General features: G+C 71.8%; 27 protein-coding genes. 13 read left to right on the forward strand and 14 right to left on the reverse strand.

The features are described 5' to 3' along the window. Positions 1-73: 73 nt before the first annotated feature. Together HUX53_RS38440 and HUX53_RS38445 are read right to left on the reverse strand one after the other, a co-directional pair. A complete protein-coding gene (locus HUX53_RS38440; protein ID WP_176408189.1) occupies positions 74-1,009 on the reverse strand; it encodes a DUF5996 family protein in 936 nt (311 codons plus the stop codon). 83 nt (positions 1,010-1,092) lie between these two features. After that, a complete protein-coding gene (locus HUX53_RS38445) occupies positions 1,093-1,245 on the reverse strand; it encodes a hypothetical protein (protein ID WP_176408190.1) in 153 nt (50 codons plus the stop codon). Between the two features lie 33 nt (positions 1,246-1,278). Here HUX53_RS38445 and HUX53_RS38450 point away from each other — a divergent pair, with 33 nt between their 5' ends. The 5 genes from HUX53_RS38450 to HUX53_RS38470 all read left to right on the forward strand — a co-directional run bounded on the left by HUX53_RS38450 (position 1,279) and on the right by HUX53_RS38470 (position 8,678). Then, positions 1,279-1,653, forward strand: coding sequence for a DUF3054 domain-containing protein (locus tag HUX53_RS38450; protein ID WP_176408191.1), 375 nt, complete (start codon positions 1,279-1,281; stop codon positions 1,651-1,653). 106 nt (positions 1,654-1,759) lie between these two features. Then, positions 1,760-3,406 (forward strand): AMP-binding protein, encoded by a 1,647-nt coding sequence (locus HUX53_RS38455; protein ID WP_176408192.1) that lies wholly within the window; start codon positions 1,760-1,762, stop codon positions 3,404-3,406. A gap of 56 nt (positions 3,407-3,462) precedes the next feature. Beyond that, entirely contained in the window at positions 3,463-6,417 is a 2,955-nt protein-coding gene (locus tag HUX53_RS38460; protein WP_176408193.1) for an AMP-binding protein, read from the forward strand. A 99-nt stretch (positions 6,418-6,516) separates the two neighbouring features. Next, positions 6,517-7,872, forward strand: a complete 1,356-nt coding sequence (locus HUX53_RS38465; protein WP_176408194.1) for a cytochrome P450 — start codon at positions 6,517-6,519, stop codon at positions 7,870-7,872. Then, on the forward strand, positions 7,869-8,678 hold the full coding sequence (locus HUX53_RS38470; RefSeq protein ID WP_176408195.1) for an SDR family oxidoreductase: 810 nt from the start codon (positions 7,869-7,871) through the stop codon (positions 8,676-8,678). Before HUX53_RS38465 ends, HUX53_RS38470 begins: the two co-directional genes overlap by 4 nt. Here HUX53_RS38470 and HUX53_RS38475 read toward each other — a convergent pair. Further along, complete coding sequence (locus HUX53_RS38475) at positions 8,675-9,526, reverse strand: oxygenase MpaB family protein (protein ID WP_176408196.1); 852 nt, start codon at positions 9,524-9,526, stop codon at positions 8,675-8,677. The genes HUX53_RS38470 and HUX53_RS38475 overlap by 4 nt on opposite strands. 106 nt (positions 9,527-9,632) lie before the next feature. Between HUX53_RS38475 and HUX53_RS38480 the strand changes: the two genes are divergently transcribed. Both HUX53_RS38480 and HUX53_RS38485 read left to right on the forward strand, forming a co-directional pair. Continuing rightward, entirely contained in the window at positions 9,633-10,271 is a 639-nt protein-coding gene (locus tag HUX53_RS38480; RefSeq protein WP_176408197.1) for a TetR/AcrR family transcriptional regulator, read from the forward strand. 76 nt (positions 10,272-10,347) lie between these two features. Continuing rightward, positions 10,348-11,814 carry a carboxylesterase/lipase family protein gene (locus tag HUX53_RS38485; RefSeq protein ID WP_176408198.1) on the forward strand — a complete coding sequence of 489 codons (1,467 nt, stop codon included), beginning with the start codon at positions 10,348-10,350 and terminating at the stop codon, positions 11,812-11,814. Here HUX53_RS38485 and lhgO read toward each other — a convergent pair. From lhgO to hisN, 3 genes are all read right to left on the reverse strand, one after another. Then, positions 11,811-12,998, reverse strand: coding sequence for an L-2-hydroxyglutarate oxidase (gene lhgO, locus HUX53_RS38490; RefSeq protein ID WP_176408199.1), 1,188 nt, complete (start codon positions 12,996-12,998; stop codon positions 11,811-11,813). The genes HUX53_RS38485 and lhgO overlap by 4 nt on opposite strands. A 26-nt stretch (positions 12,999-13,024) precedes the next feature. Then, complete coding sequence (locus HUX53_RS38495) at positions 13,025-13,216, reverse strand: hypothetical protein (protein WP_067633357.1); 192 nt, start codon at positions 13,214-13,216, stop codon at positions 13,025-13,027. A gap of 134 nt (positions 13,217-13,350) precedes the next feature. After that, positions 13,351-14,154 (reverse strand): histidinol-phosphatase, encoded by an 804-nt coding sequence (gene hisN / locus HUX53_RS38500; protein ID WP_176408200.1) that lies wholly within the window; start codon positions 14,152-14,154, stop codon positions 13,351-13,353. Positions 14,155-14,289: 135 nt separating this feature from the next. Between hisN and HUX53_RS38505 the strand changes: the two genes are divergently transcribed. Continuing rightward, complete coding sequence (locus tag HUX53_RS38505; protein WP_176408201.1) at positions 14,290-15,138, forward strand: hypothetical protein; 849 nt, start codon at positions 14,290-14,292, stop codon at positions 15,136-15,138. 11 nt (positions 15,139-15,149) lie between these two features. Here HUX53_RS38505 and HUX53_RS38510 read toward each other — a convergent pair whose 3' ends face one another. The 7 genes from HUX53_RS38510 to HUX53_RS38540 all read right to left on the reverse strand — a co-directional run bounded on the left by HUX53_RS38510 (position 15,150) and on the right by HUX53_RS38540 (position 21,479). Continuing rightward, positions 15,150-15,512 (reverse strand): hypothetical protein, encoded by a 363-nt coding sequence (locus tag HUX53_RS38510; protein ID WP_176408202.1) that lies wholly within the window; start codon positions 15,510-15,512, stop codon positions 15,150-15,152. Continuing rightward, the gene (locus tag HUX53_RS38515) at positions 15,509-16,471 is read right to left on the reverse strand and encodes a serine/threonine-protein kinase (RefSeq protein WP_176408203.1); all 963 of its coding nucleotides are present in this window, start codon (positions 16,469-16,471) and stop codon (positions 15,509-15,511) included. Before HUX53_RS38515 ends, HUX53_RS38510 begins: the two co-directional genes overlap by 4 nt. A 204-nt stretch (positions 16,472-16,675) precedes the next feature. Then, positions 16,676-17,641: a ribosome small subunit-dependent GTPase A gene (gene rsgA / locus HUX53_RS38520; RefSeq protein WP_309237632.1), complete on the reverse strand. Its 966-nt coding sequence runs from the start codon at positions 17,639-17,641 to the stop codon at positions 16,676-16,678. A 57-nt stretch (positions 17,642-17,698) separates the two neighbouring features. Further along, on the reverse strand, positions 17,699-18,970 hold the full coding sequence (gene aroA / locus HUX53_RS38525; protein WP_176408204.1) for a 3-phosphoshikimate 1-carboxyvinyltransferase: 1,272 nt from the start codon (positions 18,968-18,970) through the stop codon (positions 17,699-17,701). Positions 18,971-18,997: 27 nt separating this feature from the next. Continuing rightward, positions 18,998-19,702: an anti-sigma factor gene (locus HUX53_RS38530; RefSeq protein WP_176408205.1), complete on the reverse strand. Its 705-nt coding sequence runs from the start codon at positions 19,700-19,702 to the stop codon at positions 18,998-19,000. Further along, complete coding sequence (locus HUX53_RS38535) at positions 19,699-20,307, reverse strand: sigma-70 family RNA polymerase sigma factor (RefSeq protein ID WP_176408206.1); 609 nt, start codon at positions 20,305-20,307, stop codon at positions 19,699-19,701. Before HUX53_RS38535 ends, HUX53_RS38530 begins: the two co-directional genes overlap by 4 nt. Before the next feature lie 161 nt (positions 20,308-20,468). Further along, positions 20,469-21,479, reverse strand: a complete 1,011-nt coding sequence (locus tag HUX53_RS38540) for a DoxX family membrane protein (RefSeq protein WP_176408207.1) — start codon at positions 21,477-21,479, stop codon at positions 20,469-20,471. 78 nt (positions 21,480-21,557) lie between these two features. Here HUX53_RS38540 and HUX53_RS38545 point away from each other — a divergent pair, with 78 nt between their 5' ends. Then, on the forward strand, positions 21,558-22,352 hold the full coding sequence (locus tag HUX53_RS38545; RefSeq protein ID WP_176408208.1) for an SOS response-associated peptidase: 795 nt from the start codon (positions 21,558-21,560) through the stop codon (positions 22,350-22,352). A gap of 24 nt (positions 22,353-22,376) precedes the next feature. Continuing rightward, positions 22,377-22,718 (forward strand): TraR/DksA family transcriptional regulator, encoded by a 342-nt coding sequence (locus HUX53_RS38550; RefSeq protein ID WP_309237633.1) that lies wholly within the window; start codon positions 22,377-22,379, stop codon positions 22,716-22,718. On the opposite strand, the gene HUX53_RS38555 is transcribed toward HUX53_RS38550, so the two are convergent. Beyond that, positions 22,715-23,515 (reverse strand): methyltransferase domain-containing protein, encoded by an 801-nt coding sequence (locus tag HUX53_RS38555; RefSeq protein WP_309237634.1) that lies wholly within the window; start codon positions 23,513-23,515, stop codon positions 22,715-22,717. The two genes, HUX53_RS38550 and HUX53_RS38555, sit on opposite strands and share 4 nt — an antisense overlap. Positions 23,516-23,834: 319 nt before the next feature. On the opposite strand from HUX53_RS38555, the gene HUX53_RS38560 reads away from it, so the two are divergent. The 3 genes from HUX53_RS38560 (at position 23,835) to HUX53_RS38570 (ending at position 25,727) form a co-directional block, all read left to right on the forward strand. Next, positions 23,835-24,440 (forward strand): sigma-70 family RNA polymerase sigma factor, encoded by a 606-nt coding sequence (locus HUX53_RS38560; RefSeq protein WP_176408214.1) that lies wholly within the window; start codon positions 23,835-23,837, stop codon positions 24,438-24,440. Further along, the gene (gene rsrA / locus HUX53_RS38565) at positions 24,437-24,733 is read left to right on the forward strand and encodes a mycothiol system anti-sigma-R factor (RefSeq protein WP_176408209.1); all 297 of its coding nucleotides are present in this window, start codon (positions 24,437-24,439) and stop codon (positions 24,731-24,733) included. The genes HUX53_RS38560 and rsrA overlap by 4 nt, the downstream gene beginning before the upstream one ends. A gap of 67 nt (positions 24,734-24,800) precedes the next feature. Then, complete coding sequence (locus tag HUX53_RS38570) at positions 24,801-25,727, forward strand: NAD-dependent epimerase/dehydratase family protein (RefSeq protein ID WP_176408210.1); 927 nt, start codon at positions 24,801-24,803, stop codon at positions 25,725-25,727. Positions 25,728-25,994 lie beyond the last annotated feature (267 nt).

Here is a 25,994-nt window from a genome sequence, read left to right on the forward strand (position 1 = left end):
ATGGGAGAGGTTGATAAGAGGCAGCCCCTATCCCCCGCGCGGGGTGCGGTTGTTGGGGTTCTGGTGGTTTTTTTTATTGCTTGTGGTGGTTCAGTCTGGTTGGGGTGTCCTCCAAAGTGGCGCGGTCCCAGTTGGCGTTCACTGCTGCGGCCTCGTAGGTGGAATGGAGGAACTTGGCGACCGTTTCGTCCGGGTCGTCCGTTGTGGCTGCTGCTTCGTAGGGGAGTATGAACTCGCCCATCTCGCTGCTGTAGGACGCTTCCGGCGGGGTTATGGGGTGGTCGGCGAAGCCCTCGGGCTCTGGGTAGGCGTAGGAGTAGAAGGCTCCCTCTTCGCCTCCGCCCGGCCAGAAGCCGGCGCTCGACAACTCGCCGGAATAGCCCTCCACCATCACCCAGTCCGGGCAGTTCGGGGCGCCGCCGGGGTGCTGGGGGGCGGGACGGCCGGAGAATCTTGTGCAGGCCAGGTCCATCGCGCCCCAGAAGAAGTGCACCGGGCTGGCCTTGCCCACGAAGTGCGAGCGGAACTCGCCCAGGACGCGGTCCGCCTGGAGTAGTTGGCGCCAGAACAGGTGCGCCGCTTCTGGGTCGTAGGAGGCGTTTTCATGGTCTTCGGCGAAGGGGATCGCCGGGTCCACCTCGTTCGGGCTCGCCTGGATCGGTGCTTCGATCCCGAGTTCGTCCAGGGCGGTCATGGTTTGGGCGTAGAAATCGGCTACCGACTTTGGTTCCAGGGGCAGCGTGCGGGCTCCGCCTTCGCTGCTTCTGATGCGCAAGATGTGGTCGACGAAGTCGAACTCGATGTCGAAGGCGCCCTCCCGGTACGGGACGGCCGAGGTGGTCAGGCCCCGCGGGCTCACGTACAGGGTGACCTGCCACCAGTGATTGAGCAGTGGAGCATGGGCCATGCGGATTTTTCCGATGATCTGTGTCCACATGTGCAAGGTTGTCCGGGTCTCTGCCCAGTCCGCCAAGCTCAGTCGCGGCCAGCCCTGCTGCTTCCCGCCCATCACGCCTCCAGGTGAACGCGCCTCCATGATCGGGCTGTGATACCCCGGATGGCCCGCCATTCACGAGGAGGGGCGGCCTCCGGTCATTCGCCGCGCCATGCTGCCTCGGCCTCCGTGAGTTCCGCCTTGGTGAGGGCTCCGTGTCTTGTTGTGTGGTCGTCCACGATCTCCTGGGCCTTGAGGAGTGCTGCGCGGTGCTCGGCTGTGGGTGTTGGGGTGTCCGGTGCATCGGGCATGGCTGGAGACTAGGGGTCGCTTAGCCTTGGGGGATGCGGAACTTGGTGGCGGGCGGGCTTGATGTCTGCTGGGTGCTTGTCTTTGTGGCCATCGGGCGGGCCTCGCATGAGGAGGCTGGCAGTTTGGGTGGGTTTGCTGGGACTGCCTGGCCGTTTCTTGTTGGGCTGGCGGTCGGGTGGGGTGTGTGGCGTGCCTGGCGGCGGGCTGACGCTCTTGTGCCTGTCGGGGTTGGGGTCTGGGTTACCGCCGTTGTGGTTGGGATGGTGCTTCGCGTTCTTGCGGGGCAGGGGACTGCTGCGGCGTTCGTGGTCGTGGCGACCGTGTTTCTCGGGGTGGGGCTGCTCGGGTGGCGTGGGGTGGCGCATGTCCTGCGGGGGCGGAGGGTTTCGGCCGACGCCTACAAATGACCGCCTGGTCTCTTTTAGTGGGTCAACCGGTTGACGGAGGCGCGCCGTCCTGGTGAAGTTACCCGCGAGTCACGTGGGTGACCGTGATCATGTTGAAGGGGACACGATGGCATCTGCGCTGCGCGCATGGCTGGAGCGGCCGAACAGCGGACGTGGCGTGCACCTGGCGGCCGACGACGGCGGCTGGGAGTACCGCGACTACGGTGAGCTGGCGGCCGCGGCGCGGCGCACCGCCGGGGCGCTGGTCGAGGAAGGCGTCCGGCCCGGTGATGTCGTCTGCCTGATCCTGCCCACGGACTTCACCTGCATTGAGACCTACTTCGGGGTCTGGGCCGCCGGGGCCACCGTCTGCCTGATCACGCCGCCGCTGTTCCAGGACGGCGACGACTATGTGGCTCACGTCGCGGCGATCCTGCGGCAGGCGTCGCCGGCGCTCGTGATCGCGTCCAAGGATCTGAACGAGTACGCCAGCCGCGCCATGGACCAGGCCGGGCTGAGCGGGGAGCCGTGGCAGCCGTGCCAGGGCGAGGAGGTGGACGTGCAGCCCGCCGGGGAACTGGCGCTGCTGCAGTTCACGTCCGGGTCCAGCGGCGCGCCGCGCGGGGTCATGGTCACCTGGGCGAACCTGGAGGCCAACAGCGAGCTCATCGCGCGGATGGCCGGATACGAGGACGGCGACGTGGTGGCCTCGTGGCTGCCGCTCTACCACGACATGGGGCTCATCGGGACGTTCATCACGCCGATCGCGCGGCAGGGGATGCTGCGGCTGATGCGGCCCGACCACTTCATCCGCGACCCCGCACGGTGGTTGCGGTGCTTCGGGGAAGCTCAGCACACGGCGGCGCCGCCGTTCGCTTACGCGTACTGCGCGCGGCGGGTCAAGACCGCGGAGTTGGAGGGGCTCGACCTGTCCGGGTGGAAGATGGCCCTGATCGGTGCCGAGCCGATCGATCCGCATGCGCTGGAAGTGTTCGCTCAGCTCGTGGAGCCCTTCGGGTTCTCGCGGCAGATGTTCAAGCCCGCCTATGGGATGGCGGAGACCACGCTGCTGGTCACCATGGACAACGCGCCGCGCGACCCGCTGGCCGTCCGGCCCGATCCGGAGGCGCTGTCGTTCGGGCAGCCGGTGCGGATCCTGGAGCAGCACACGCTCGGGGCGCAGTCGCTCGGTGCCAAGGCCGGGTGGGTTGTCGGGTGCGGGACGCCTGAGGGTGATGTGCCTGTCGTGGTTGTCGACGACGATGGCCGCGAATTGGGTGAGGGGCTGCTCGGGGAGATCGTGGTGGGGGGTGCTTCGGCCTGTCCCGGCTATTACGCGGGGGCCGAGGCCAAGTCGACTCGGTTCCTGGACGGGAAGGTCTACACCGGGGACGCCGGGTTCTTTCACGAGGGGCAGTTGTTCGTCCTGGGGAGGATGGGCGACAGCATCAAGGTCCGCGGCCGGTCCGTTTATGTCGAGGATCTCGAATCCAAGATCGCCGAGGTGAGCGGGCTCGGGAAAGGGCGCGTCGTGGTGGTCGGCGTGCCGGGCGCCGGGCAGAAGGGGCTCGCGCTGTTCGCCGAGACGCAGAGCGAGGAGTGGGTTCCCGCGGTGCGCGAGATGCTGCGGCGGCGGGTCGGGGACGATGTGGAGATCACGGTCGTCGTGGGGACCGGGCTCATCCAGCGGACGTCCAGCGGCAAGCCCCGCCGGAGGTACATGTGGGAGCGCCTTCAGGGCGGTCACCTGGACGGTGCGCGCGTAGTCGCGTGATTGCTAAAGCCGCTGACAACAGGACACCATGTCGTTGACGCTGCGAGAGGTCGACGATGCCGGCTGTTGCCAAGACGCTGTTCCGCCTGGGGGCCCGCCTGGGCTCCACCGCCCAGAACGCCCTGGAGGTCGCCCGGTTCGGGGGATTCGACACCGACGAGGACGCGTCCCCGTGCGAGGTGGTGACCGAGCAGCGGGTGTACCGGCTGCGGCACTACTTCCCGGACGCGGCGGGCGGGCCCGTGATGCTGCTCGTCCCGCCGCTGATGATCACCGCGGAGGTGTACGACATCTCCTCGCGGGTCAGTGCGGTGAAAGTGCTGCACGAGCTCGGTGTCGATCCCTGGGTCGTCGACTTCGGCGCGCCCGAGCGGGAGCCGGGCGGGCTTGAGCGGACCATCAGCGACCATGTGCTGGCGGTCAGTGACGCCGTCGACCGGATCCGCGAGGCCACGGGACGGGACGTCCATCTCGCCGGGTACTCGCAGGGCGGCATGTTCGTCTACCAGGCCGCGGCGTACCGGCGCAGCGAGGGCATCGAGTCGATCGTGACGTTCGGGAGCCCGTCCGATACCAGTCAGGGGCTGCCTTTCGGGTTGCCCAGCTGGCTCGCTTCGGAGGGTGTCGAGCGGATTCCTGACTGGGTGCTCGGCGGGTTCGCCGTGCCCGGGTGGGTTACCCGGTTGGGTTTTCAGGTTCTTAGTCCTGTTAAGTCGGTTCGGTCGCGGGTCGACTTCATCCTGCAGCTGCATGACCGGGAGCGGCTCGCGCCGAGGGAACGGCAGCGGCGGTTCCTGGAGCGGGAGGGGTGGGTGTCGTGGCCCGGGCCCGCGCTCGCCGAGTTCCTTCGGCAGTTCATCCAGCACAACCGGATGCTGACGGGTGGGTTCGTTGTCGGCGACCGGCTCGTCACGCTCGCCGACATCACGTGTCCTGTGCTCACGTTCGTCGGTGAGGTCGACGAGATCGCGCCGCCGCCGATGGTGCGCGGTATCCGGCGGGCCGCTCCGCGTGCGCAGGTGTACGAGACGTCGCTGCGGGCCGGGCACTTCGGGCTTGTTGTGGGGAGTCTTGCGATCGCGCAGACCTGGCCTGCCGTTGCGTCGTGGGCGCTGTGGCGGGAAGGGAAGGACGAGCTTCCCGAGATTGTCGCGCCGGTCGCCGGGGACGAGGAGGCCGAGACCGCCGAGCTGCCGGGCGGGCCGGCGGGGTATGGGCTTCATCTGGCGATGGGCATCGGGACGAGTGCCGCGCGGTCCGCTTTCCGGACCGCCTCGCAGGTCGTCCACGGGACCCGGCAGCTGAGCGGGGAGGCCGCGCAGAACCTGCCGCGGCTGGCGCGGCTGGAGCGCATCCAGTCCGACACCCGCATGTCGATGGGGCTGCTGCTGGACGAGCAGGCCCGGCACAGGCCCGATGAAGTGTTCTTCCTGTATCAAGGGCGTGCTCATACGCATGATGCGGCTCGGCGGCGCATCGATGCCGTGGTGCGCGGGCTGATCCATATCGGTGTGCGGCGCGGCGATGCTGTGGGCGTCCTGATGGGGACCCGGCCGACCGCGCTGGCGTTGGTGGCGGCGCTCAGCCGGCTCGGGGCCGTCGCGGTGCTGCTTCGGCCCGATGGGGATCCTGCGGCGGAGGCGCGGCTGAGCGGGGTCACGCGGGTCATTGCCGATCCGGACCATGCGGCGCTGGCGGCGAAGCTGGAGGGTGTCCAGGGTTATCTGCTCGGTGGCGTCGGGCGTGGTGATCGCGGGGCGCTGGTGGACATGGAGACCATCGACCCGGAGCAGGTTGAACTTCCGGGGTGGTATCGGCCGAATCCGGGGCGTGCCGGTGATCTCGCATTCGTGGTGTTCCGGGGGGACGGGGAGCACCTGCGGGCCAGTCGGGTCACGAACCGGCGGTGGGCGCTTTCCGCGTTCGGTACCGCTTCGTCGGCCTCCCTTTCGGCGTCCGACACCGTTTACAGCATCACGCCGCTCCAGCATCCGTCCGCGCTGCTGATGAGTCTTGGTGGCGCTGTTGCGGGTGGTGCGCGGCTCGCCTTGGCCAGTGGCTATGACCCGGAGACGTTCTGGGACGAGGCGCGCCGCTACGGCGTGACCGTCGCGTCCTACACGTGGACGCTGCTGCGCGACCTCGTGAACGCGCCGCCCAACCCGGCCGAGCGGCATCACGCGGTCCGGCTGTTCATCGGGTCCGGCATGCCGCGCGGGCTGTGGCGGCGGGTCGAGGACCGGTTCGCGCCCGCGCGCGTCCTGGAGTTCTACGCCTCGACCGAGGGCGAGGCCGTGCTGGTCAACCTGAGCGGCAAGAAGCCGGGCTCGCTCGGGCGGCCGCTGCCGGGCAGCGCCGAGGTGCGGCTCGCGCGCTACGACCTGGAGAACGGTCGGCTCGACGAGGCCGCCGACGGGTTCGCGATCCAGTGCGAGCCGGGCGAGATCGGCATGCTGCTCGCGCGGGTCCGGCTGTCGGCCATCGGCGCTGCGGCGCGTCCGGTGCGGGGCGTGTTCTGGCCCGAGGACGCCTGGACGATCACCGGGGACCTGTTCCGCCGGGACGCGGACGGCGACTACTGGCTCGTCGGACGGGAGGCCGAACTGATCCGCACGGCCGAGGGCATCGTCCCGCCGGGGCCGATCCGCGACGCACTCGGCGATCTGCCGTACGTCGACGCCGTCGCCGTCTACGGGATTCCGGTCGGCGACAGCGAACTGGCCGCGGCGGCGGTGAGCTTGCGGGACGCCGGTGAGGTCAAGGCGATCGATCTGTCGGAGGCGCTGCTGCGGGTCGAGCCGGGGCTGCGGCCCGCGCTCGTCCGGGTCGTGGACGAGGTGCCCGTCACGGCCGGACGGCGGCTGCGGACCATCCCGCTGCGCGAGGAGGGCATCCCCGCCGCCGGCGACGGGCTGACCTACTACCGGGACAAGTCGGGCGCGTACCGGCCGCTGACCGAGACCGCGCGGCGGCGGCTGCTGCGCGGCGCGGCGGCCCGCGAGGCGCGCTGACGCGCAAGTCACCGGCGATAAGTCTGGACTTACGGGCGTCCGCTACGTTAGAACAAAGCAACAGATTAAGTTGTTTTGTTGCACGCGTCCGGAGGGGTCATGACGAGCGTCCTCGCGCCGCCGCCGCAGGGCAGCGGACTGAAACCGGTGCCCGGCGTGCCCGGTGTCCCGTACATCGGCAGCACGCTCGCCGTGATGCGCGACCCGATCGGGATGGCCCGCAAGCGCTACGACCAGTACGGGCCCGTCGCCTGGGGCTGGCTGCTCGGGCAGCGCACCGTCACCGTCCAGGGGCCCGAGGCTGCCCAGGTCGTCCTGGTCAACCGGGACAAGGCGTTCGCGAACGGCCCGGCGTGGAGCTACTTCATCGGGCCGTTCTTCACGCGCGGCATCATGCTCCTGGACTTCGAGGAGCACCTGCACCACCGCCGCATCATGCAGGAGGCGTTCACCCGCCCCCGCCTCCAGGCGTACATGGAGGCGATGGCGCCCGGGATCATCAAGGGCGTCGAGGCGTGGGAGCCCGGCCCGGGCTTCAAGGTGTACGACCACATCAAGAAGCTCACGCTCGACCTCGCCGTGGACGTCTTCATGGGCGTCGAGCTGGACGAGGCAGAGCGCGCGCGGATCAACGGCGCGTTCATCGACGCCGTCCGGGCGGGCACGGCCTACGTGCGGTTCCCCGTCCCCGGACTGCGCTGGCACAAGGGGCTCCAGGCCCGCAAGGTGCTGGAGGAGTTCTTCTACCGGCACCTTCCCGCCAAGCGCCGCGACGGCGGCGACGACCTGTTCGCCGCCCTCTGCCAGGCCGAGACCGACGACGGCGAGCGGTTCACCGACGAGGACGTCGTCAACCACATGATCTTCGCGCTGATGGCGGCGCACGACACCACCACCATCACGCTGACCTCGATGGCCTACTACCTGGCCAAGTACCCCGAATGGCAGGAGCGGCTGCGCGAGGAGTCCCTGGCCCTCGGCAAGCCGCAGCCCGGCTACGACGACCTCGACCACTTCACCGGCATCGACATGGTGATGAAGGAGTCGCTGCGGATGGTCGCGCCCGTCCCGGCGCTGCCGCGCAAGGTCGTCAAGGACACCTCCGTCCTCGGCTACCACATCCCCGCCGGCTCCCTCGTCGTCGTGCCGATGCTCAGCAACCACCACATGGCGCAGTGGTGGCCGGACCCGGACACCTTCGACCCCGGCCGGTTCTCCGCGGAACGCCGCGAGGACAAGGTCCACAAGTACGCGTGGGCCCCGTTCGGCGGCGGCGCGCACAAATGCATCGGAATGTACTTCGCCGGGATGCAGGTCAAGACGATCCTGCACCAGGTGCTGCAGCGCTACCGCTGGAGCGTCCCCGCGCGGTACGAATGGCCCCTGGACACCACGTCCCTCCCTTCGCCGAAGGACGGGCTTCCCGTCCGGCTCGACCGCCTGGAGCAGCAATGAGCAAGGTCATCGCCATCACCGGAGCCGCGCGGGGGATCGGCCTCGCCACCGCCCGCGCCCTCACCGCCAAGGGCGCCACCGTCGTCATCGGCGACATCGACGAGGCCGCCGTCAAGGAGGCCGCCGAGTCGCTGGGCGTCACCGGCCTCGTCGTGGACGTCACGAACCGTGAGTCGTTCACCGCGTTCCTCGACCAGGCCGAAGAGGCCGCCGGGCAGCTCGACGTGCTGATCAACAACGCCGGGATCATGCCGATCGGGCCGGTCACGGACGAGAGCGACGCCGACGCCCGCCGCTGCATGGACATCAACGTCCACGGCGTCATGCTCGGCACCAAGCTCGCTCTCGGCCGGATGCTGCCGCGCGAGTCCGGGCACATCATCAACATCGCGTCGCTCGCCGGCGTCATGTTCACCCCCGGCCTCGCCCTCTACAACGCCAGCAAGGCCGCCGTCGTCGGGTTCACCGAGGCGACCCGGCTGGAGGTCCAGGACCGCGGCGTGCACGTCAGCGCCGTCCTCCCGACGTTCACCAACACCGAGCTGGTCGCCGGCACCGAGAGCCCGAAGGGGCAGAAGAACTGCGAGCCGGAGGACATCGCCGCCGCCGTCGTCGAGCTGATCGGCAAGCCGCGCCCGCAGGTCGCGGTACCGAAGAAGCTCGGCACCCAGGTAAAGCTGGGCGCCCTGCTCCCCGAGCGCCTGAGGCAGGCCACGTCCCGCCGCCTGGGCCTGGACAAGATCTTCCTCAACTACGACCCGGACGCCCGCAAGGACTACGACGCCCGCATCCGCTCAGGCTCCTAACCCCTCGTTGACTTGCGGAAGGCTCGGCGGGCTTGGGGGAGGTAGCGGGCCGCTTCGGGGAGTAGCGGCCACGCCCGGTTTCCTGCTCGGACGGCTGCGGTGAAGCGGCGGTAGCGGCGTTCGTCGGTGGTGGTCCACGGGAGGTCCAGCAGTTCGCGCATGCGTGGGTGTAGGCCGCCGACGGTGATGAAACGGGCTACCGCGTTGAGGGGCGGCGACACCGCGCGCCATAGGGGTGCTGGGACCTGCTTCGGCCTCGGGAGGCCCTTCTTGACGTAGCCGACGCCGTACCGGGCGGTCTTGTGGGGGACGATCTCCTCGTCCAGCATCCGCTTCCAGTACGCCTGGAACGCCTCCCAGTCGTCCGGCATGGCCCGGTCGCTGACCCCGTACATGCGGAACCAGGTCTTCGACTCCTCGTAGATCCGGCGCTTCTCGGCATCGGAGAGGGGCCTGATGAACGTCTCGATCCCGTACAGCATGTTGTCGAGGAACGTCGCGTGCGCCCAGTAGTACGTCTCGGGATCGAGCGCGTGGTAGCGGGTGCCGTCCGGCATCGTCCCCTTGATGTCGTGGTGGTAGTCGCGGACCTTCCGGCCCGTCTCGGCGGACCGCTCCGCGCCGTACACGGTGTCCAGGATCGGCCCCGCCGACCGCTTCACCCGCGCGAACGTGTCGGAGAAGAACACCGAGTGGTCGAGGACGCCCTGGCCGAGCGCGGGCAGCATGTTCTGCAGGACGGCCGCCCGGGGCCCGACGAGGACCATCCGGGCGTCGCCGAAGTAGCGCCAGGTCAGCGAGCCCGGTCCGAGCGGGGCCGGGGGCTGCGTCTCGGCCTGGTCCGTCATGTGCATGCACCGCCGCGTGAGAGACAAAGTACAAATCGACGATTATTGTAGCTCTGTCTCGTCCGGTGGCCCGAGCCGGACGCCCGATCCGGTTAGGGTGCTGGTCATGACGACGGATGCCACGACCCCGGACGCGCTGCTGGCGCGGCTGGCCGCGCCGGACAGCGGTGCCGACGACCTCGACACCCGCATCCTGGACGCGGCGCTCACCGAGTTCGAGACCTACGGGCTGCGCAGGGTCAGCGTCGAGGACGTCGCCAAGCGGGCCGGGGTGGCGCGCACCACCATCTACCGCCGGTTCACCAACAAGGAGCAGCTGCTCCAGGCGGTGATCCTGCGCGAGTGCCACCGGTTCCTCACCGCGATCGCCGAGGCCACCGAGGACCTGGAGTCCGCCGAGGACGCCGTCGTGGAGGGCTTCGTGGTCGGGCTGCGCAGCGCCCGCACGCATCCGCTGATGACGCGCGTCCTGGAGAGCGAGCCGGAGGCGTTCCTCCCGCAGCTCAGCATGAACGGCGGCGCGGTGATGCTCGCCGCCCGCGACATCCTCGCCGACCGGCTGCGCCGCGCCCGCCCCGGCGACGCGGAGGACCACAACACCGTCGCCGAGGTGCTGCTGCGGCTCGCGGTGTCGCTGCTGCTCCTGCCCGGCGGCGGGCTGCGGCTGGACGACGAGGACGCCATCCGCGCGTTCGCCCGCGACTACCTCACCCGCATGCTCCAGCCCGCGCCGAACAAGGGGTAAAAGGGGCGTTCCACCGGCCGTGTCCGTCCCGTACGCTCTGGCTTGTCGAATTCTGTTCTAGAACCGGAGGCGCGGCATGGCGGCGGTCGTTCAGACGTCCCACGGGAAGGTGCGCGGCAGGTCACGGGACGGCGTCACCGCCTTCCTCGGCATCCCCTACGCCGCGCCGCCGTTCGGCCCGAACCGCTTCCGGCCGCCGCAGCCGCCCGAGCCGTGGGACGGCGTCCGCGACGCGTTCGAGTACGGGCCGACCGCGCCCAAGCCCGGCTACCCGAAGCCGTTCAACGCGCTGCTGCCCGACCCGAGCATTCCGGGCGACGACTGCCTGAACCTGAACGTCTGGACGCCGGAGCCGGGCGGGTCGGGCCTGCCGGTCATGGTGTGGATCCACGGTGGCGCGTTCCGCAACGGGTCGGGTGCCGTGCACGTCTACAACGGCCACAACTTCGCCCGCGACGGCGTCGTCTGCGTGACGATCAACTACCGGCTCGGCGTGGAGGGTTTCGCGAACCTGCCCGGCGCCCCGCTCAACCGGGGGCTGCTCGACCAGATCGCCGCGCTGGAGTGGGTCCGCGACAACATCGCGGGCTTCGGCGGCGACCCGGACCAGGTCACCATCTTCGGCGAGTCCGCGGGCGGGATGAGCGTCACCACGCTGCTGTCCCTCGACCTCGGGCTGTTCCGGCGCGTGATCGCGCAGAGCGGCGCCGGCGGCATCGCGCAGGACCCGGACGACGCCATGCTCGTCACCAGGGAGATGGCCGCCCGGCTCGGCGTCGAGCCGACCGCCGAGGCGTTCGCCGCGCTCGACCCGGCCGCGATCCTCCCCGCGCAGGCGTCCGTCGCCGCCGAGGTCTCGATGGTCCCCGACCCCGGCCGCTGGGGCGCCACCACCGCGGCGGGCGGCATGTCCCTCACCCCCATCCTGGACGGCGAGCTGCTCATCCGGCGGCCCGAGGACGCCATCGCCGCCGGCGCCGGACGCGACGCCGACCTCCTCATCGGCTACACGTCCGAGGAGTTCCGCTTCTTCGTGATGCCGACCGGACTCGCGGCCCAGGTCACCGACGAGATCGTGGGCCTCATCGGCGCCGGCATGGGCGTCCCGTCCGGGCTGCCCGCCGCCTACCGCGACCGGCACCCCGACATGACCGCCGGCGAGCTGATGGCCACGCTCATCACCGACCACCTGTTCCGGATCCCCGCGAACCGCGCCGCCGCCGGGCACACCGCGTCCGGCGGCCGCACCTGGATGTACGAGTTCGCGTGGCGGTCGCCGAACCACGACCTCGGCGCCTGCCACGCCCTGGAACTGGGCTTCGTGTTCGACAACCTGACCGCCGAGCGCGAGGGGCTGACCGGGCCGAACCCGCCGCAGGCGCTCGCCGACCGGATGCACCGCGCCTGGGTCGACTTCGCCGTCACCGGCGACCCCGGCTGGGAGCGCTTCGACCCGTCCAGCCGCGCGGTGCAGACGTTCGACGGGCCGTCCGACCAGGTCGTCCACGATCCGCGCGGCGACGTCCGCAAGCTCTGGGACTAGAGCCGCCCGACGACGTGCTCGGCGATGGCCAGGGAGGACGTCGCCGCCGGGGACGGGGCGTTCCGGACGGTCACCACCGGGCCGACCCGCCCGATGCGGAAGTCGTCGACGAGCGACCCGTCGGGGTCCACCGCTTGCGCGCGGACCCCGGCGGGCGCCGCGACGACGTCCGCCGAAGTCAGCGAGGGGACGAAGCCGCGCGCCTCGGCGACGAACGCCCGCTTCACCGCCGACCCGTACAGCTCCTTCGCGCCCGTCCGCCAGTGCCGCCGCGCCAGGTGCCGGAAGCCGGGGTGGCGGACCGTCTCCCACAGGTCGGCCGGCCGGACGTCGCGCCGCCTGTAGCCCTCCCTGGACAGGGCCAGGACGGCGTTGGGGCCGATGTCCACGCCGCCGTCCACGCGGCGCGTGAAGTGCACGCCGAGGAACGGGTAGCGGGGGTCGGGCACCGGGTAGATGAGGCCGCGGACCAGATCCGTCCGGGACGGGACGAGCCGGTAGTACTCGCCCCGGAACGGGATGATCGCCGGTGCCGGTGAGTCGCCGGCCAGCCGTGCCACGCGATCCGATTGGAGCCCGGCGCACACCACGAGCTTGTCGAACGTCAGTTCCTCGTGCGGAGATGCGACCGTGACGCGGTCGCCGGCCTGGACGATGCGGACGACCTCGAAGCCGAGGCGGACCTCGCCGCCGCCCTTGGCCACGTCGTCGGCGAACGCGCGGGCGACCGCCGGGAAATCGACGATCGCCGTGGTGGGGGAGTGCAGCGCGGCCACCCCGGCGGCGTGCGGCTCGATCTCCCGCAACCCGCCGCCCGTCAGGCGCCGCAGACCCGGAACCCCGTTCGCCGTCGCGCGCCGCTCGATCTCGTCCAGGGCGGCCACCTCGGACGCGTCGCGCGCGACGACGACCTTGCCGCACTCCTCGTAGGGCAGGTTCCGGTCGGTGCAGTATTCCTTGAGCAGGCCGATCCCGCGCCTGCACAGCGTCGCCTTCAGCGAGCCCGGGGCGTAGTACAGGCCCGCGTGGGCGACGCCGCTGTTGTGGCCCGTCTGATGGGCCGCGACACGGTCCTCCTTGTCGAGGACCGTGACGTTCACGCCGGGGCGCGTCTGCGCCAGCCGTCGCGCGATCGCCAGCCCGAGAATCCCCGCGCCGACGACCCCGACCCTCGTCTCCGCCACCCCCGCACCCTAGCCGGGCGCGGGAGTCAGCTCCCGAGCCGCTTGCGTCCCTGCGCCCGTACCCGCTTGCGCTGGGACGGGTCGAGCATCATGTACCCGACGAGCGGTGCGCCGATGACGCCGAGGATGATCAGCGCGCTCAGCCACCACGGGAAGACGAACAGGGTCAGGAATCCGACGACGACGCCGCCGATCACTACCTTGGTCTGGGTCGACATCTGATACCTCCGTTTACGGGCCGCCCATCTAGAACAACGGCCGTCCCGCGACCGCTGTTCCACGATATGTCGCGAGTCGGGCGGATGGCCATGATGATCTGGCCCTCCCGGAGGATATGCCCAGCCCGCGGCGATCAGATGCGCAGCGAGAGCTGCCCGCCGCCCAGGGTCCGCAGGACGTCGGCGTGGAGTCTGCCGTTCGTGCAGACGACGCTGCCGCCGTCCGGGCCGGGGACGCCCGTGAGGTCGGTGAACATGCCGCCCGCCTCCTCCACGATGACCTGGAGCGCGGCCAGGTCCCACAGTGAGACCTCGGGCTCGGTGGAGATGTCGATGGCGCCCTCGGCGACCATCATGTGCGACCAGAAGTCGCCGAACGCGCGCGTCCGCCACACCGACCGCGTCAGGTCGAGGAAGTGGGTGAGGCGGCCCTGCTCCTCCCAGCCGCTGAGGCTGGAGAACGACAGGGACGCGTCCGACAGGTCCCCGACGGACGAGACGTTCATGCGGCTCGCGCGGGTGAGGCTGCGGCCCGTCCAGGAGCCGCCGCCGCGCGCCGCCCACCAGCGCCGGTTCAGCGAGGGCGCCGACACGACCCCGACGACGATCTCGTCGTTCTCCATCAGCGCGATCAGCGTCGCCCACACCGGGACGCCGCGCACGAAGTTCTTCGTCGCGTCGATCGGGTCGATGATCCAGCAGCGGTTCCCGTACCCGGTCTTGCCGTACTCCTCGCCGAGCACCGCGTCCCGCGGGCGGGCCCGCTTCAGCGTGCCGCGGATCTGCTCCTCCACGCTGCGGTCGGCGTCGCTGACCGGCGTCAGGTCCGGCTTGGTCTCGATGGCCAGATCGAGGGCGCGGAAACGCCTGGTCGTGATGTCGTCGGCCCCGTCCGCCAGCACATGCGCGAGACGCAGGTCATCGGAATAGCCCGCCACGGCGTGCCACGCTACCCTGATCACCGCCCGTCCAGACACACCTACCCGTGCCGATCCGGCTTTTCGGTCGTCCGGACGGGGCGCGCCGGGCGGGAACGCCGGTGCCGGGGGGCGGGTAGTGGCAGCATGGGGGCCATGCCGCACGACCTTCCCGCGTGGGTGGCCGAGCTGACCGACCCGCGCCGGGCGGCCACGCTCGACGAGCTCGCCGACCGCCTCGTCCCGCTCGCCGAGCACGCCATCGACGTGTCCCGGCGGTTGCAGGCCCAGCTCAACGAGCTCAACGACCCCTTCAAACGCGAGGCGCTCTACGGGCGCGTGGAACGGCTGAAGGCCCGGGTGGGCGAGGCCCTGGACGAGATCACGGCGGAGATCGCCGCGTCCGGGGAGGAGCGCATCGAGCGGGTCTGGGCCGACTGGGCCGAGCGGGCCGGGCCCGGCGAGCACGGTGCGCGCGAGCGGGAACTGCGCCGCCTGCTGGACCGCGACATCGTGCCGGTGCTGTCCGAGCAGCAGCGGGACGTCGCCGAACGCGTCGCCGAACGCACGTCCAGGGCGCTGGAGGAGGCGACGCAGACGCTCCTCACCCGGGTGGAGGAGCTGGCCAAGGCCGTCACCGACCTGATCCACGACGTGCTGCCGCTCGCCCGCGAGGGCCTGACCCTGGCCAGCCGCATCTCGGCCCTTTCCGGCCACGCCCGGAAGGCGGGCCGCGGGCCGGTACCGGACGAGCTGAAGGACGCGGGCGCCGAGACGTCCCGCGCGTTCGACGAGGCCGTGGCGCGGCTGGAGCTGGAGTGGTCCGCGCTCGGCGCCCGGTCGGCCACCGTGCGGGCGGCGCTGCGCGGCGCGGAGGAGAGCGCGTTCAGCCACGTCACCGAGGAGATGACCCGGTGCGTGGAGGAACTCGCGCCCCGGCACGTCAAGGCGCTGAACGAGGCCGAGGCCAAGGCCCGCACCCTGTTCGAGGAGTCGCGCGGCTAGGGCTTGCGCGGTCAGGGCGTCAGTTCCAGGCTCCGCAGGAACTGCTCGTAGTAGGTGACGCTCTCGTCCCAGTGCGCCTGGTCGGTCGCCAGCAGGACCTGGTAGAAGACCCCGTCGGACTTGAACACCCGCACGCGCGTGCGGCCCGGCGTGCCGTTCTTGGTGAAGGTGAACTGCAGTTCGGCCGCCGGCCCGTACTTGTAGGAGACGTCCCGGTCGAAGCTCTCCTGCTCGAAGTCGGGATAGGCGTCCGGGTCGTTCTTCATCTGGCCGATGGCGGACGCGAGAGCGTCCCCGGGGCTCTGGAAGGACGAGCCGAGACGCTGGAACGCAAGCCCTCGCGTGACGCCCTCCGCCGGGTCGGTGAACGTCACGTCGTCGCCCTCGGCCTCCGCCTTCCAACTCTGGGGACGGCGGCGGCGAACGATGATCCCCGGTACTCACGGAAGTCTTGCGGCACGGAGGTCTGCGGGGACGATGAGGCGCTCGGCCGGCCGTCCCCGCTCTGGTTCTTGCCGTCGTTGGTGAACAGCACGACCGCGACGACGGCGACCACCAGCGCGGCCGCGAAGATCCCGGCGGGCACGAGCAGCGGCCACGGGACGCGCCTCGGCGGCGCGGGCGGCTGTGTCACCACCGTCGGGCCCGCCGGAGGCGGCTCCAGCGTCACGTTGTGCGGCGCCTCGAAGGCGGGTCCCGGCGCGCCTTGCGCGGCCTGGCGGAGCAGCCGCCCGGCCTCCTCCGGCCCCATCCGCTCGCCGGGGTCCTTGCGCAGCAGCCCGTGCAGGACGGGTGTCAGGGGGCCGGCGAGGCGGAGCGGGTCCGGGTCGTCCGACAGGACGGCGGCCATCACGCCCCACACGTCCGGGCGCCCGAACGGCGGACGGCCCTCGACCGCCGCGTACAGCGTCGCGCCCAGCGACCACAGGTCGGACGCCGGTGTCGCCTTCTGGTGCCGGGCCTGCTCGGGCGCCAGGTACGCGGGCGACCCGACGATCGCACCCGCCTGGGTTAGGGTCTCGTCGCCCGCCACGGTCGCGATGCCGAAGTCGGTGAGGACGGCCCGGCCGCGCGGCAGCAGCACGTTCCCCGGCTTGACGTCGCGGTGCACGACCCCCGCCGCGTGCGCGGCGCCCAGCGCGTCCAGCAGGTCGAGCCCGATCGCCGCGACCCGCGCGGGCGGCAGCGGACCCTCGCGCGTGAGCACCTTGTCGAGCCCCTCGGCCCGGACGAGCTGCATCACGATCCACGGCCGGCCGTCCTCCTCGACGACGTCGTACACCGTCACGATGCCCGGATGATCGAGCCGCGCCGCCGACCGCGCCGAGTTCATTGCTCCGCCCTCGGCGTCGGGCCCTGGGGGCCCTCCTTCAGCGGGCTACGCGGCGATCGCTGCATCGCATCCGACTCGCCTAGCGGCTCGCTGCGCGATCAGGTTCTCGCTTCGCTCGAACCTGGCTTCGCACGCGATCGCGGTGCCTGGGGTCGTCGCGTGGCTGAGGTGGGGGCTGGTGTTGTTGCGTTGAGCTACCGCGGGCTAATCGTTCTCCGCCTCGCGGCTTGAGAGGAGGCGGCGGAGGGAGTCCAGGCGGGCCTGGGAGGCGTGGCCCTCGGCGACCCACGCGTCCAGGCCGCAGTCGTCCTGGAAGTGGTCGCAGTGCGGCGGGCAGCGCTCCGCGGCGCCCTCGGCGAGGTCCTCGAACGCGTTGATCACGTTCTCCGGGTCGACGTGCGCCAGGCCGAAGCTGCGCACGCCCGGGGTGTCGATGATCCAGCCGTCGCCGCCGGGCAGCTCCAGCGCGATCGCGGACGAGGAGGTGTGCCGGCCGCGCCCGGTGACCGCGTTGACGTGGCTGACGGCCCGCTCCGCGTCCGGGACGAGGGCGTTCACCAGCGTCGACTTGCCGACGCCCGAATGGCCGACGAACACGCTGGTGCGCCCGGCCAAGTGGCCGCGCAGCTCGTCCAGGTCGCCGCCGCGCCGGGTCACCACGTACGGGACGCCGAGCGGCGCGTACTCGGCGACCAGGGCGTCCGCGTCGGCGAGGTCGGCCTTGGTGAGGCAGAGCAGCGGGTCCATCCCGGCGTCGTAGGCGGCGACGAGCTGCCGGTCGATCATGCGGGGGCGCGGCTCCGGGTCGGCGAGCGCGGTCACGATGGCGAGCTGGCCGGCGTTCGCGACGATGATCCGCTCGAAGGGGTCGGTGTCGTCGGCGGTGCGGCGCAGCGACGAGGTGCGCGGCTCCACCCGGACGATCCGGGCGAGGGTGTCGGGGGCGCCGGAGACGTCCCCGACCAGCGCGACCCGGTCGCCGACGACGACGCCCTTGCGGCCCAGCTCGCGGGCGCGCATCGCGGTGACGCCGCGCTCGTCACCGGTGCCGGCGTCCACCAGGCAGCGGTACCGGCCGCGGTCCACCGCGATGACGAAGCCGGGCGCGGCGTCCTCGTGCGCGGGACGGCGGCGGGTGCGCGGCCGCGACCCGCGGCGCCCGGGCCGCACCCGGACGTCGTCCTCGTCGTAGTCGCTCGTTCGCCTGGCCAGTGTCCGCCCCTGCCGTCAGGCGGGCGCCAGCATCGACGCCCACTGCCGAGTGAAGTCCGGAAGAGTCTTGCCCACGGTGCCCGGATTCTCCACTTCGATGCCGGGAACGGCCAGCCCGAGCAGCGCCGCCGCCATCACCATCCGGTGGTCGTCGTAGGTGTGGAAAACGCCGCCGTGCAGGGGGCGCGGACGGATCTCCAGGCCGTCCGGCAGCTCGTTCGCGTCGCCGCCCAGCCCGTTGATCTCGGCGACCAGCGCGGCCAGCCGGTCGGTCTCGTGGCCGCGCAGGTGCGCAATGCCCGTCAGCCTCGACGGGGAATCGGCGAGCGCGCACAGGGCCGCGAGCACCGGGGTCAGTTCGCCGACCTCGTGCAGGTCGGCGGCCAGTCCGGCGAACCCGCCCCGGCCCCGCACCGTCAGGCCGTCCGGCCCGCGGGACACCTCGGCGCCCATCGCGGTGAGCAGGCCGCGCAGCGCGTCGCCCGGCTGCGTCGTCTCGGCCGGCCAGCCCGGCACGGTCACCCGCCCGCCCGTGACGAGCGCGGCGCCGAGGAACTGCGCCGAGTTCGAGAGGTCGGGCTCGATCACCCAGTCACGGCCCTGGAGGGGGCCCGGGGCGACGCGCCAGACGTTCTCCTCCAGCTCGACCGCCGCGCCCGCCTCGCGAAGCATCTCGACGGTCATCGCCAGGTGCGCCGCCGACGGCACCGGCGGGCCCTCGTGCCTGACCTCGGCGCCCTTCTCGAAGCGCGGCGCCGCCAGCAGCAGCCCCGACACCAGCTGGGACGACCCGGACGCGTCGATCACGACCTCGCCGCCGTTCACCGCGCCCGCGCCCCGGACGGTGAACGGGAGCGCGCCCCGCCCGTCGTCGTCGATGGACGCGCCGAGCGTCCGCAGCGCGGTGATGATCGGGCCCATCGGCCGCTCCCGGGCGCGCGGGTCGCCGTCCACGGACACCTCGCCGGACGCGAGCGCCGCGACCGGCGGCAGGAACCGCATCACCGTCCCGGCCAGGCCCGTGTCGACGCTCGCCGGGCCGCGCAGCTCACCCGGGACGATCCGCCAGTCCGCGCCGTCCTCGGTGATCTCCGCGCCGAGCGCGCGGAGCGCGGCGGCCATCAGGTCGGTGTCGCGGCTGCGCAGCGGCCGGACGATCTGGCCCGGCGCGGCGGCGAGCGCGGCCAGGACCAGCGCCCGGTTGGTCATCGACTTCGAGCCCGGCAGCTGCACCGTGGCGTCCACCGGGGCATGCGTGACCGGGGCGGACCAATGCGGAGAGGACATGACCCAAGGCTATCGGGCCGGGCCGAATCACAGCGGAATGGTGAGCAGCGTCCCGCCGGTGTCGAGCCGGACGGCGAAGTGGTCGATCTGCTGCCGGTCGAGCCCCGTCCCGCCCTGCATGATCAGCGGCTTCGGCTGGCCCGGCACGCCGTAGCCCTTGTCGGGGACGCGCCAGCCCGCGACGACACTGCGCTCACCGTTCCGCGACACGGCCTCCAGGTGGCAGCGCAGCGGCCCCTTGATGCCGCGCAGCTCCAGGCTGACCTGCGTGCCCCAGCCCTTGTCGACCAGCCCGACCGTCCCAGACGCGCCCGTGCTCGCGTTCGTCGCGCGGAACTGCTGACCGGTGATGGACTGCGCCACCGGCGGCGGCTTCGGCGCGCCGCCGTCGTCGCCGTTCAGCGTCGTCCCCACCGCGATGCCCGCGCCCAGCGCCACCGCCGCGGCGGCGGTGCCGACCAGGTACGCGGCGCGGCGGAACCGGCGGTCCGCCTTCCGCCTCCGGCGCATCATGTCGATCACCGGAGGCGGGGGCGCGGAAGGCTCGTCCGGCTCCTCCGCCGACCCGGGCGCCAGCTCGAAGAGGGCCCCGGCCGTCCCGGACAGCTCCCCCAGCTCGGCCTGGCACCGGCCGCACCCGTGCAGATGCGCCTCGAACGCCCGCCGATCGCCGTCTTCGAGAAGGCCCAGCGCGTAGGCGCCGACGTCGGTGTGCTCGATCTGGGAACTCATGAGGTCACCCCCCTCTCCTCCAAGGCGACGCGCAACGCGCGCAGCGCGTAGTACACGCGTGACTTGACCGTCCCGACCGGGATGCCGAGGTACTCGGCGGCCTGGTTCACCGTACGGTCGCGCAGCACCGTCTCCGTCAGCGCCTGCCGATGCGCGGGGGAGAGGGACTCCAGCGCCTCCGTCACCACGACCTTGCGCAGCAGGCCGTCCATCTCGTCCGCCATCGGGAGGTTCTCCAGGGGGCCGTCGCCGACCTCCGGCGGCCTGACCTCGCGCTGCCGCCGGTTGTCGATCACGATACGCCGGGAGACCGTGGCCAGCCACGGCATCAGCGAGGACGTCCGGTCGTCCAGCCGGTCCGCGCTGCGCCACGCCCTGATCATGGTCTCCTGCACCACGTCCTCGGCCCACTGGCGGTCACCGCCGGTCAGCCGGAGGACGAACGCGAGGAGGGGCCGATGGTACTCGCGGTACAGCCCGGCGACGATCTCCTCGTCGTCTTTTCCGGGCGGGCTCGCGGCCGATGGCGGCCGTGCCGGGCCGGGGCGGCGGAGCGGGCTCCGCAACCCGCCGGGCTGGCGACCGGACGATCCGGGAAGGGCCATGGCCGGGGCGTCTCCAGATGGTGGCGACGGGCGCCGAGCGGAGCTCGTCGATTGATTGGCGGTGGGCGGGGGCTGGAGGACGGTGGTCATCTGGCAGTACGAGACCGGGCCGCGCCCCGGTTCAATGGCCTTGAGGGTCTTTTAAGGTTCTCTTCGGGAAGTCAGCGCTTGACCGCCTCGCGGACCCTCCCCGCCTGGACGGCCGTGCCCGCCTTCACCGTCCGCCCGGCCTTCATGGCCTTGGCCGCCTGGGTCGCGGTGCCCGCCTTCACGGTCTTGCCCGCGGCCTTGCCGGCCTTCGACGCCTGCCCGGCGCGGAAGGCGGCCATCTCCCGGATGTCGGGGTTGCCGCCGCGGGAGAACAGCCCGACCTTGGACCGGCCCCGGCCCATGCTCTTCAGCGCGCCGGTCGCCTTGCCCGCCTTGAACGAGCCGGCCGCACCGATCTTCGTCATCGTGCCGCCCGCCTTGCCGGCCTTGAGCATGCCGCCCTTGCCCGCCTTGCCGGCCTTGAACAGGCCCGCGCCACCGGTCCGGCCGGCCTTCAGCACGCCGCCCGCGCCGGGGCCCCGCTTCGCCTTGGCCTTCGCCGCCTTCGCGGCCTGCTTGGCGGCCATCCGGCCGCTCTCCGCGCGGGCGACGCGCACCTGCCGGGACGCCTCCCGGCGGGCGTCGCGCAGCGTGGCGGCGGCCTCCTTGCGCATCGCCTTGGCCTCGGCGCCGGTCTTGAGCTGCGACTCGCGCATCGCGCGCCGCAGCTCCGCCGTCCGGGGCGGGCGGCGCGGCTCGGTCGCCGACATGAGCAGCGCGCCGAACAGCGCGGCGTTCTTCAGCAGGTGGGAGCGCTCGTTCGCGCGGCGCTCGGGGTCGTTCTCGGTCCAGTAGCGGTGCTCGGTCGCCAGCGTGGGGATCAGCTGCGCGGCGAGCAGCACCGTCGTCAGCCGGCGGAACTTGCCGGTCAGCAGCAGCGCGCCCGTGCCGAGGCTGAGCGCGCCCTCGATGCGGACGAGGGTCTCGGGGTCCTTCGGCATCCAGTCGAGCCGGTCGGCGACCGGCTTGACGGCCGGGCCGACCTGCTCGGCGCGCTCGCGGGGATCGCGGATGGCGTCCAGGCCGGTCATGATGTACGGCGCCGCCACCAGCGGGCGGGCCAGGGTCGTGAAGGGTCGCATGAACCGCTACATGCCCAGCGCGCCGCACCTCAAGCGCGCGCCCGCCCGGTGTCCCCGCCTCGTGGTGTCATGGGACCCATGTGCGGACGCTATGCCACCACCCGCGCGCGTCAGGAGCTGCTGGACGAGTTCCAGGTGCAGCTCGACGCCGTCGACGGGGATCTTCAGCCCGACTACAACGTCGCCCCGACGAAGCAGGTTCCGGTCGTCCTGAACCGGCGCCCGAAGGACGCCCCGGAGGAGGAGCCCGCCGTCCGGCAGCTGCGGACGGTGCGCTGGGGGCTCGTCCCGTCCTGGGCGAAGGACCTGTCCATCGGGTCCCGCATGATCAACGCGCGGTTCGAGACCGTGCACGAGAAGCCGTCGTACCGGCGGGCGTTCGCGCGCCGCCGCTGCCTGCTGCCGGCCGACGGCTACTTCGAGTGGTACACGCTCCAGAACCAGGGCGACGCGCCAGACCCCGCCGAGGGCGAGAAGAAGGCCAAGAAGAAGCCGCAGAAGCAGCCCTACTTCATTCACCCCAATGACGACGCGATCATGGCGATGGCCGGGCTTTACGAGTTGTGGAAGTCTCCCGAGGACGAATGGGTGTGGACGTGCACCGTCATCACCACCGACGCGCCCGACGACCTCGGCCGCATCCACGACCGGATGCCGATGATCGTCGAGCCGGACCGCTGGGACGCCTGGCTCGACCCGGAGCTGACCGACACCGAGCGGGTCCGCGGGCTGCTGGTCCCCGCCATGGCCGGGACAATGGACGCCTACCCGGTGTCAAAGGCGGTCAACAGCGTGCGAAACAACGGGCCCGAACTCATAGAACCGGTCATTTCCGGGGATAGTCCGGGTGATCGATCCGACAGTTTGTTCTGACGGCCGCCGCCTCGGGGGAGGGGAGTGCGCTGCATCGTGGACACCGCCGCCGCCCGTTCCCGCCTTGAGGCCATGCTCGCGGATCTGGATCGTTCCATCGCCATTCTCCGCGGCGAGACCCCCGAGCACGACAATTCCGCGGCCGATGCCGGCGCCGGTCTCACCGCCCACGACCGCGTCGAGGCGGCGCTGGAATCCCTGGCCCGCCACCGCGCCGGGGTGGCCGCCGCCCTGGAGCGGCTCGGCGCCGGCTCCTACGGCCGGTGCGTCGACTGCGGCGAGGCGGTCCCCGAGGGCCGCCTGGAGGCCCGCCCCGACGCCGCCCGCTGCATCACCTGCCAGGCCCGCCACGACCGCCGCCGCTAGCCCGCTCTGCGGGCGCTCGCCAGCAGGTGGACGCCGAGGGACTCGTCCGACTGCTGGGCGTTCAGCTCGGTGCGGACCAGGCGGGGGAGGGCGCGCGGCGACTCGGCCAGCACGTGCTCGACCGTCGAGGGCGACAGCACGGTGCGGGGTCTGATCCACTCGACGTCGAAGCCGGCGTCGGCGAGCAGCTCGCGGAGCTGGTGGGACGAGAACGAGCGCGTGATCGTCCCGTCCGGCCACGGGACGAGGACGACCTCGGCGCTCGGCACGTCCGACAGGTGCGCCCAGTAGTTCCGCTCGGCGAGCAGCGCCATGCCGAGGGTGAGCGAGTCGACGCAGAGCAGGACGCGGCCGCCGGGGCGCAGCACGCGGGCGATCTCGGCGATGGTGGCCTCGGTGGCCAGGTGCCGGGACAGCACCCGGTTCTCCGCGACCACGGCGTCCACCGAGGCGTCGACCAGGTAGGAGAGCGTGCCGGAGTCGCCGACCAGCGGGACCGCCCCCCGCGCGGGGCGCGGTTCGTCGTGCGGGGCGCCGCGGCCGGCGCGGTCGGGGTCGCGCACCTCCAGCACCGCGTGGCCGGCGCCGGCGGCGTGGTCCGCGCTGCGTCCGTGGCCGCCCGACAGGTCCAGCACGCGGGACGGCCTGCGCGGCAGCCACCGGGCCAGCTGCGCGTCCGCCACCGCCCGGTAGAACGTCCAGTACCGCGCCAGGGAGTCCCCGGCGGCGGTCCCGGAGCTGTCGCGCAGGCTGGCGATGGTGGGCTCGGAAGGTCGCGCCGAAGGCACGGAGTGCACCGATTGCTCCTGTTCTCGCCGTGTATGTCACATCTTTCCCCGTCCGGGGCCGGTCATCACCCTGAGTGACCCGGCCCGCGGGAAGCACTCCGGGGAATCGGCGGGGCCGTTCCGGTGTTGCACCGTCTCACAGCGAGCAACACGGAGGTGCAGACCGATGACGACAGCCGTCGCCGATCAGCAGCGGAACGCCGGCACGGCGGCGCCCCGCGGCGACGCGCGGGCACCCGTCCGCGTCGGCCGGCCGCGCGGACCGATATCGTCTGTGGCATACGACGCCGCCGGCCAGTCCAGGGCCAAGGGCGCCACAGCCGAGGGGGTGGGTCAGGTACCGGGCACCACGGAGACCGTGGAGCAGCGCCAGGAGCGGTTCCAGCGCGACGTGCTCCCGTTCTTGGACCAGCTGTACTCGGCCGCGCTGCGCATGACGCGCAACCCGGCCGACGCCGAGGACCTCGTCCAGGAGACCTTCGCCAAGGCGTTCGCGTCCTTCCACCAGTTCAAGGAAGGCACGAACCTCAAGGCGTGGCTCTACCGCATCCTGACCAACACGTTCATCAACTCCTACCGCAAGAAGCAGCGGCAGCCGCAGCAGGCCGCCACCGAGGACATCGAGGACTGGCAGATCCACCGCGCCGAGTCGCACACCTCCAGCGGGCTGAAGTCCGCGGAGGCCGAGGCGCTGGAGCACCTGCCCGACACCGACGTGAAGCGGGCGCTGCAGGAGCTGCCGGAGGAGTTCCGCATCGCCGTCTACCTCGCCGACGTCGAGGGCTTCGCCTACAAGGAGATCGCCGAGATCATGGGCACGCCCATCGGTACGGTGATGTCCCGCCTGCACCGCGGCCGGCGCCAGCTCCGCGGCATGCTGGAGGACTACGCTGAGGACCGCGGGCTCACCCGTGCCGGCAGGGGGTCATCATGAGCTGCGGCAACCATCACGACACGCCTTGCGGCGAGGTACTGGCGCGGGTCTACACCTACCTCGACGGCGAGCTCGACCAGGGCGGGTGCAGCGAGGTCCGGCAGCACCTCGACGAGTGCGGGCCGTGCCTGCGCGAGTACGGGCTCGAAGAGGCCGTCAAGAAGATCGTGAACAAGTCCTGCGGGTGCGAGCAGGCGCCCACCGACCTGCGCGCCAAGGTGCTCGGCCGGATCGAGGAGATCTGCGGCGAGATCAAGGCGACCGGGGGCGCGGAGAAGACCGAGAGCGCCTGACCGCGGCGCCTGACCGGAGCCGGGCACGGGAGCGCCGGTCAGGCGCCGCTTCGGTATCGTGCTGCGGGTGCTCGCACTCGTCACCGGCGCGGCCGGATTCATCGGGTCCCATCTCGTCGACCGGCTCCTCGCGGACGGCCACGAGGTCATCGGCGTGGACGACCTGTCGTCCGGCGCGAACGTCCGCCCCGGCGTGGAGCTGTGGGAGATGGACGTCGCCGATCCCGGGCTGGCGGAGAAGGCGGCGGTGCGCCGCCCCGAGGTGATCTGCCACCTGGCCGCGCAGGTCAGCGTCCGCGCCAGCGTGTCCGACCCGCTGGGCGACGCCCGGATCAACGTGCTCGGCACCGCGAACGTGCTGGAGGCGGCGCGCGCGGCCGGCGGGCGCAAGGTCGTGTTCACCTCCAGCTGCGCGGTGTACGGGGTACCGGACGCGCTGCCCGTCCCGGCGGACGCCGAGCTGCGGCCCGCGTCGCCGTACGCGGCCTCGAAGGTCTCCGGCGAGGTCTACGCCGGGATGTACCGGCAGCTGCACGGCATCGACTTCACGACGCTGACGCTGGCGAACGTCTACGGGCCGCGGCAGACGCCCGAGGGCGAGGCCGGCGTCGTCTCCATCTTCACCGACGCGCTGCTGTCCGGCCGTCCGACGAAGGTCTTCGGCGACGGCACGCAGACCCGCGACTACGTCTACGTCCTGGACGTGGTGGACGCGTTCGCCCGCGCGGCGGGGGACGCGGGCGGCGGGGGACGCTTCAACGTGGGCACCGGGCTGCAGACGACCGACCGGGACCTGCACACGCTCGTCGCCGAGGCGGCGGGCGCGCCGGACGACCCGGAGTTCGCGCCGCCCCGGCTGGGCGACCTGCCCGCGATGGCCGTCGACCCGCGCGCGACGCGGGAGGCGCTCGGCTGGGAGCCGAAGACGGGTCTCGCCGAGGGCCTCGCCGAGACCGTCGCCTGGGCGCGCGAGCGGAGCGCGGCGCGCGGCTGAGCGCGGCGCGTGCGGCCGGGTCCGGCCGTGCACGGTTGAATTCGGCTGCATACCCCAAAACGCGGGGTTGTCGTATTGTGGCCATTTCCTTGGGGTGAGTCTTTTTGATCCGAGAGGTACGGTACGTCGTACCCCGCTGGGGTAGCTATTCAGCCTGAGTTGGCGTCTGCCCGGGTTGTGCCTGGTTGCCTGGGGTTGATCTTGCAGAGGTTGCCCGAGATCATGGGTGGGTGCCCGAGCCCGCCGAGCAGCCCGAGGACGGCCTGA

Source organism: Actinomadura sp. BRA 177 (assembly GCF_013372625.1).
GTDB lineage: Bacteria > Actinomycetota > Actinomycetes > Streptosporangiales > Streptosporangiaceae > Spirillospora.

Coding starts and splice junctions, on each gene's coding strand:
- HUX53_RS38515 (WP_176408203.1), bottom strand. CDS start 16,471: ATGAACTCGGCGCGGTCGGCGGCGCGGCTCGATCATCCGGGCATCGTG.
- HUX53_RS38450 (WP_176408191.1), top strand. CDS start 1,279: ATGCGGAACTTGGTGGCGGGCGGGCTTGATGTCTGCTGGGTGCTTGTC.
- HUX53_RS38540 (WP_176408207.1), bottom strand. CDS start 21,479: ATGCGACCCTTCACGACCCTGGCCCGCCCGCTGGTGGCGGCGCCGTAC.
- rsrA (WP_176408209.1), top strand. CDS start 24,437: ATGAGCTGCGGCAACCATCACGACACGCCTTGCGGCGAGGTACTGGCG.
- HUX53_RS38480 (WP_176408197.1), top strand. CDS start 9,633: ATGACGACGGATGCCACGACCCCGGACGCGCTGCTGGCGCGGCTGGCC.
- HUX53_RS38465 (WP_176408194.1), top strand. CDS start 6,517: ATGACGAGCGTCCTCGCGCCGCCGCCGCAGGGCAGCGGACTGAAACCG.
- HUX53_RS38485 (WP_176408198.1), top strand. CDS start 10,348: ATGGCGGCGGTCGTTCAGACGTCCCACGGGAAGGTGCGCGGCAGGTCA.
- HUX53_RS38470 (WP_176408195.1), top strand. CDS start 7,869: ATGAGCAAGGTCATCGCCATCACCGGAGCCGCGCGGGGGATCGGCCTC.
- HUX53_RS38530 (WP_176408205.1), bottom strand. CDS start 19,702: ATGAGTTCCCAGATCGAGCACACCGACGTCGGCGCCTACGCGCTGGGC.
- HUX53_RS38505 (WP_176408201.1), top strand. CDS start 14,290: ATGCCGCACGACCTTCCCGCGTGGGTGGCCGAGCTGACCGACCCGCGC.
- aroA (WP_176408204.1), bottom strand. CDS start 18,970: ATGTCCTCTCCGCATTGGTCCGCCCCGGTCACGCATGCCCCGGTGGAC.
- HUX53_RS38440 (WP_176408189.1), bottom strand. CDS start 1,009: ATGGGCGGGAAGCAGCAGGGCTGGCCGCGACTGAGCTTGGCGGACTGG.
- HUX53_RS38460 (WP_176408193.1), top strand. CDS start 3,463: ATGCCGGCTGTTGCCAAGACGCTGTTCCGCCTGGGGGCCCGCCTGGGC.
- HUX53_RS38545 (WP_176408208.1), top strand. CDS start 21,558: ATGTGCGGACGCTATGCCACCACCCGCGCGCGTCAGGAGCTGCTGGAC.
- HUX53_RS38445 (WP_176408190.1), bottom strand. CDS start 1,245: ATGCCCGATGCACCGGACACCCCAACACCCACAGCCGAGCACCGCGCA.
- HUX53_RS38495 (WP_067633357.1), bottom strand. CDS start 13,216: ATGTCGACCCAGACCAAGGTAGTGATCGGCGGCGTCGTCGTCGGATTC.
- HUX53_RS38535 (WP_176408206.1), bottom strand. CDS start 20,307: ATGGCCCTTCCCGGATCGTCCGGTCGCCAGCCCGGCGGGTTGCGGAGC.
- HUX53_RS38475 (WP_176408196.1), bottom strand. CDS start 9,526: ATGACGGACCAGGCCGAGACGCAGCCCCCGGCCCCGCTCGGACCGGGC.
- HUX53_RS38455 (WP_176408192.1), top strand. CDS start 1,760: ATGGCATCTGCGCTGCGCGCATGGCTGGAGCGGCCGAACAGCGGACGT.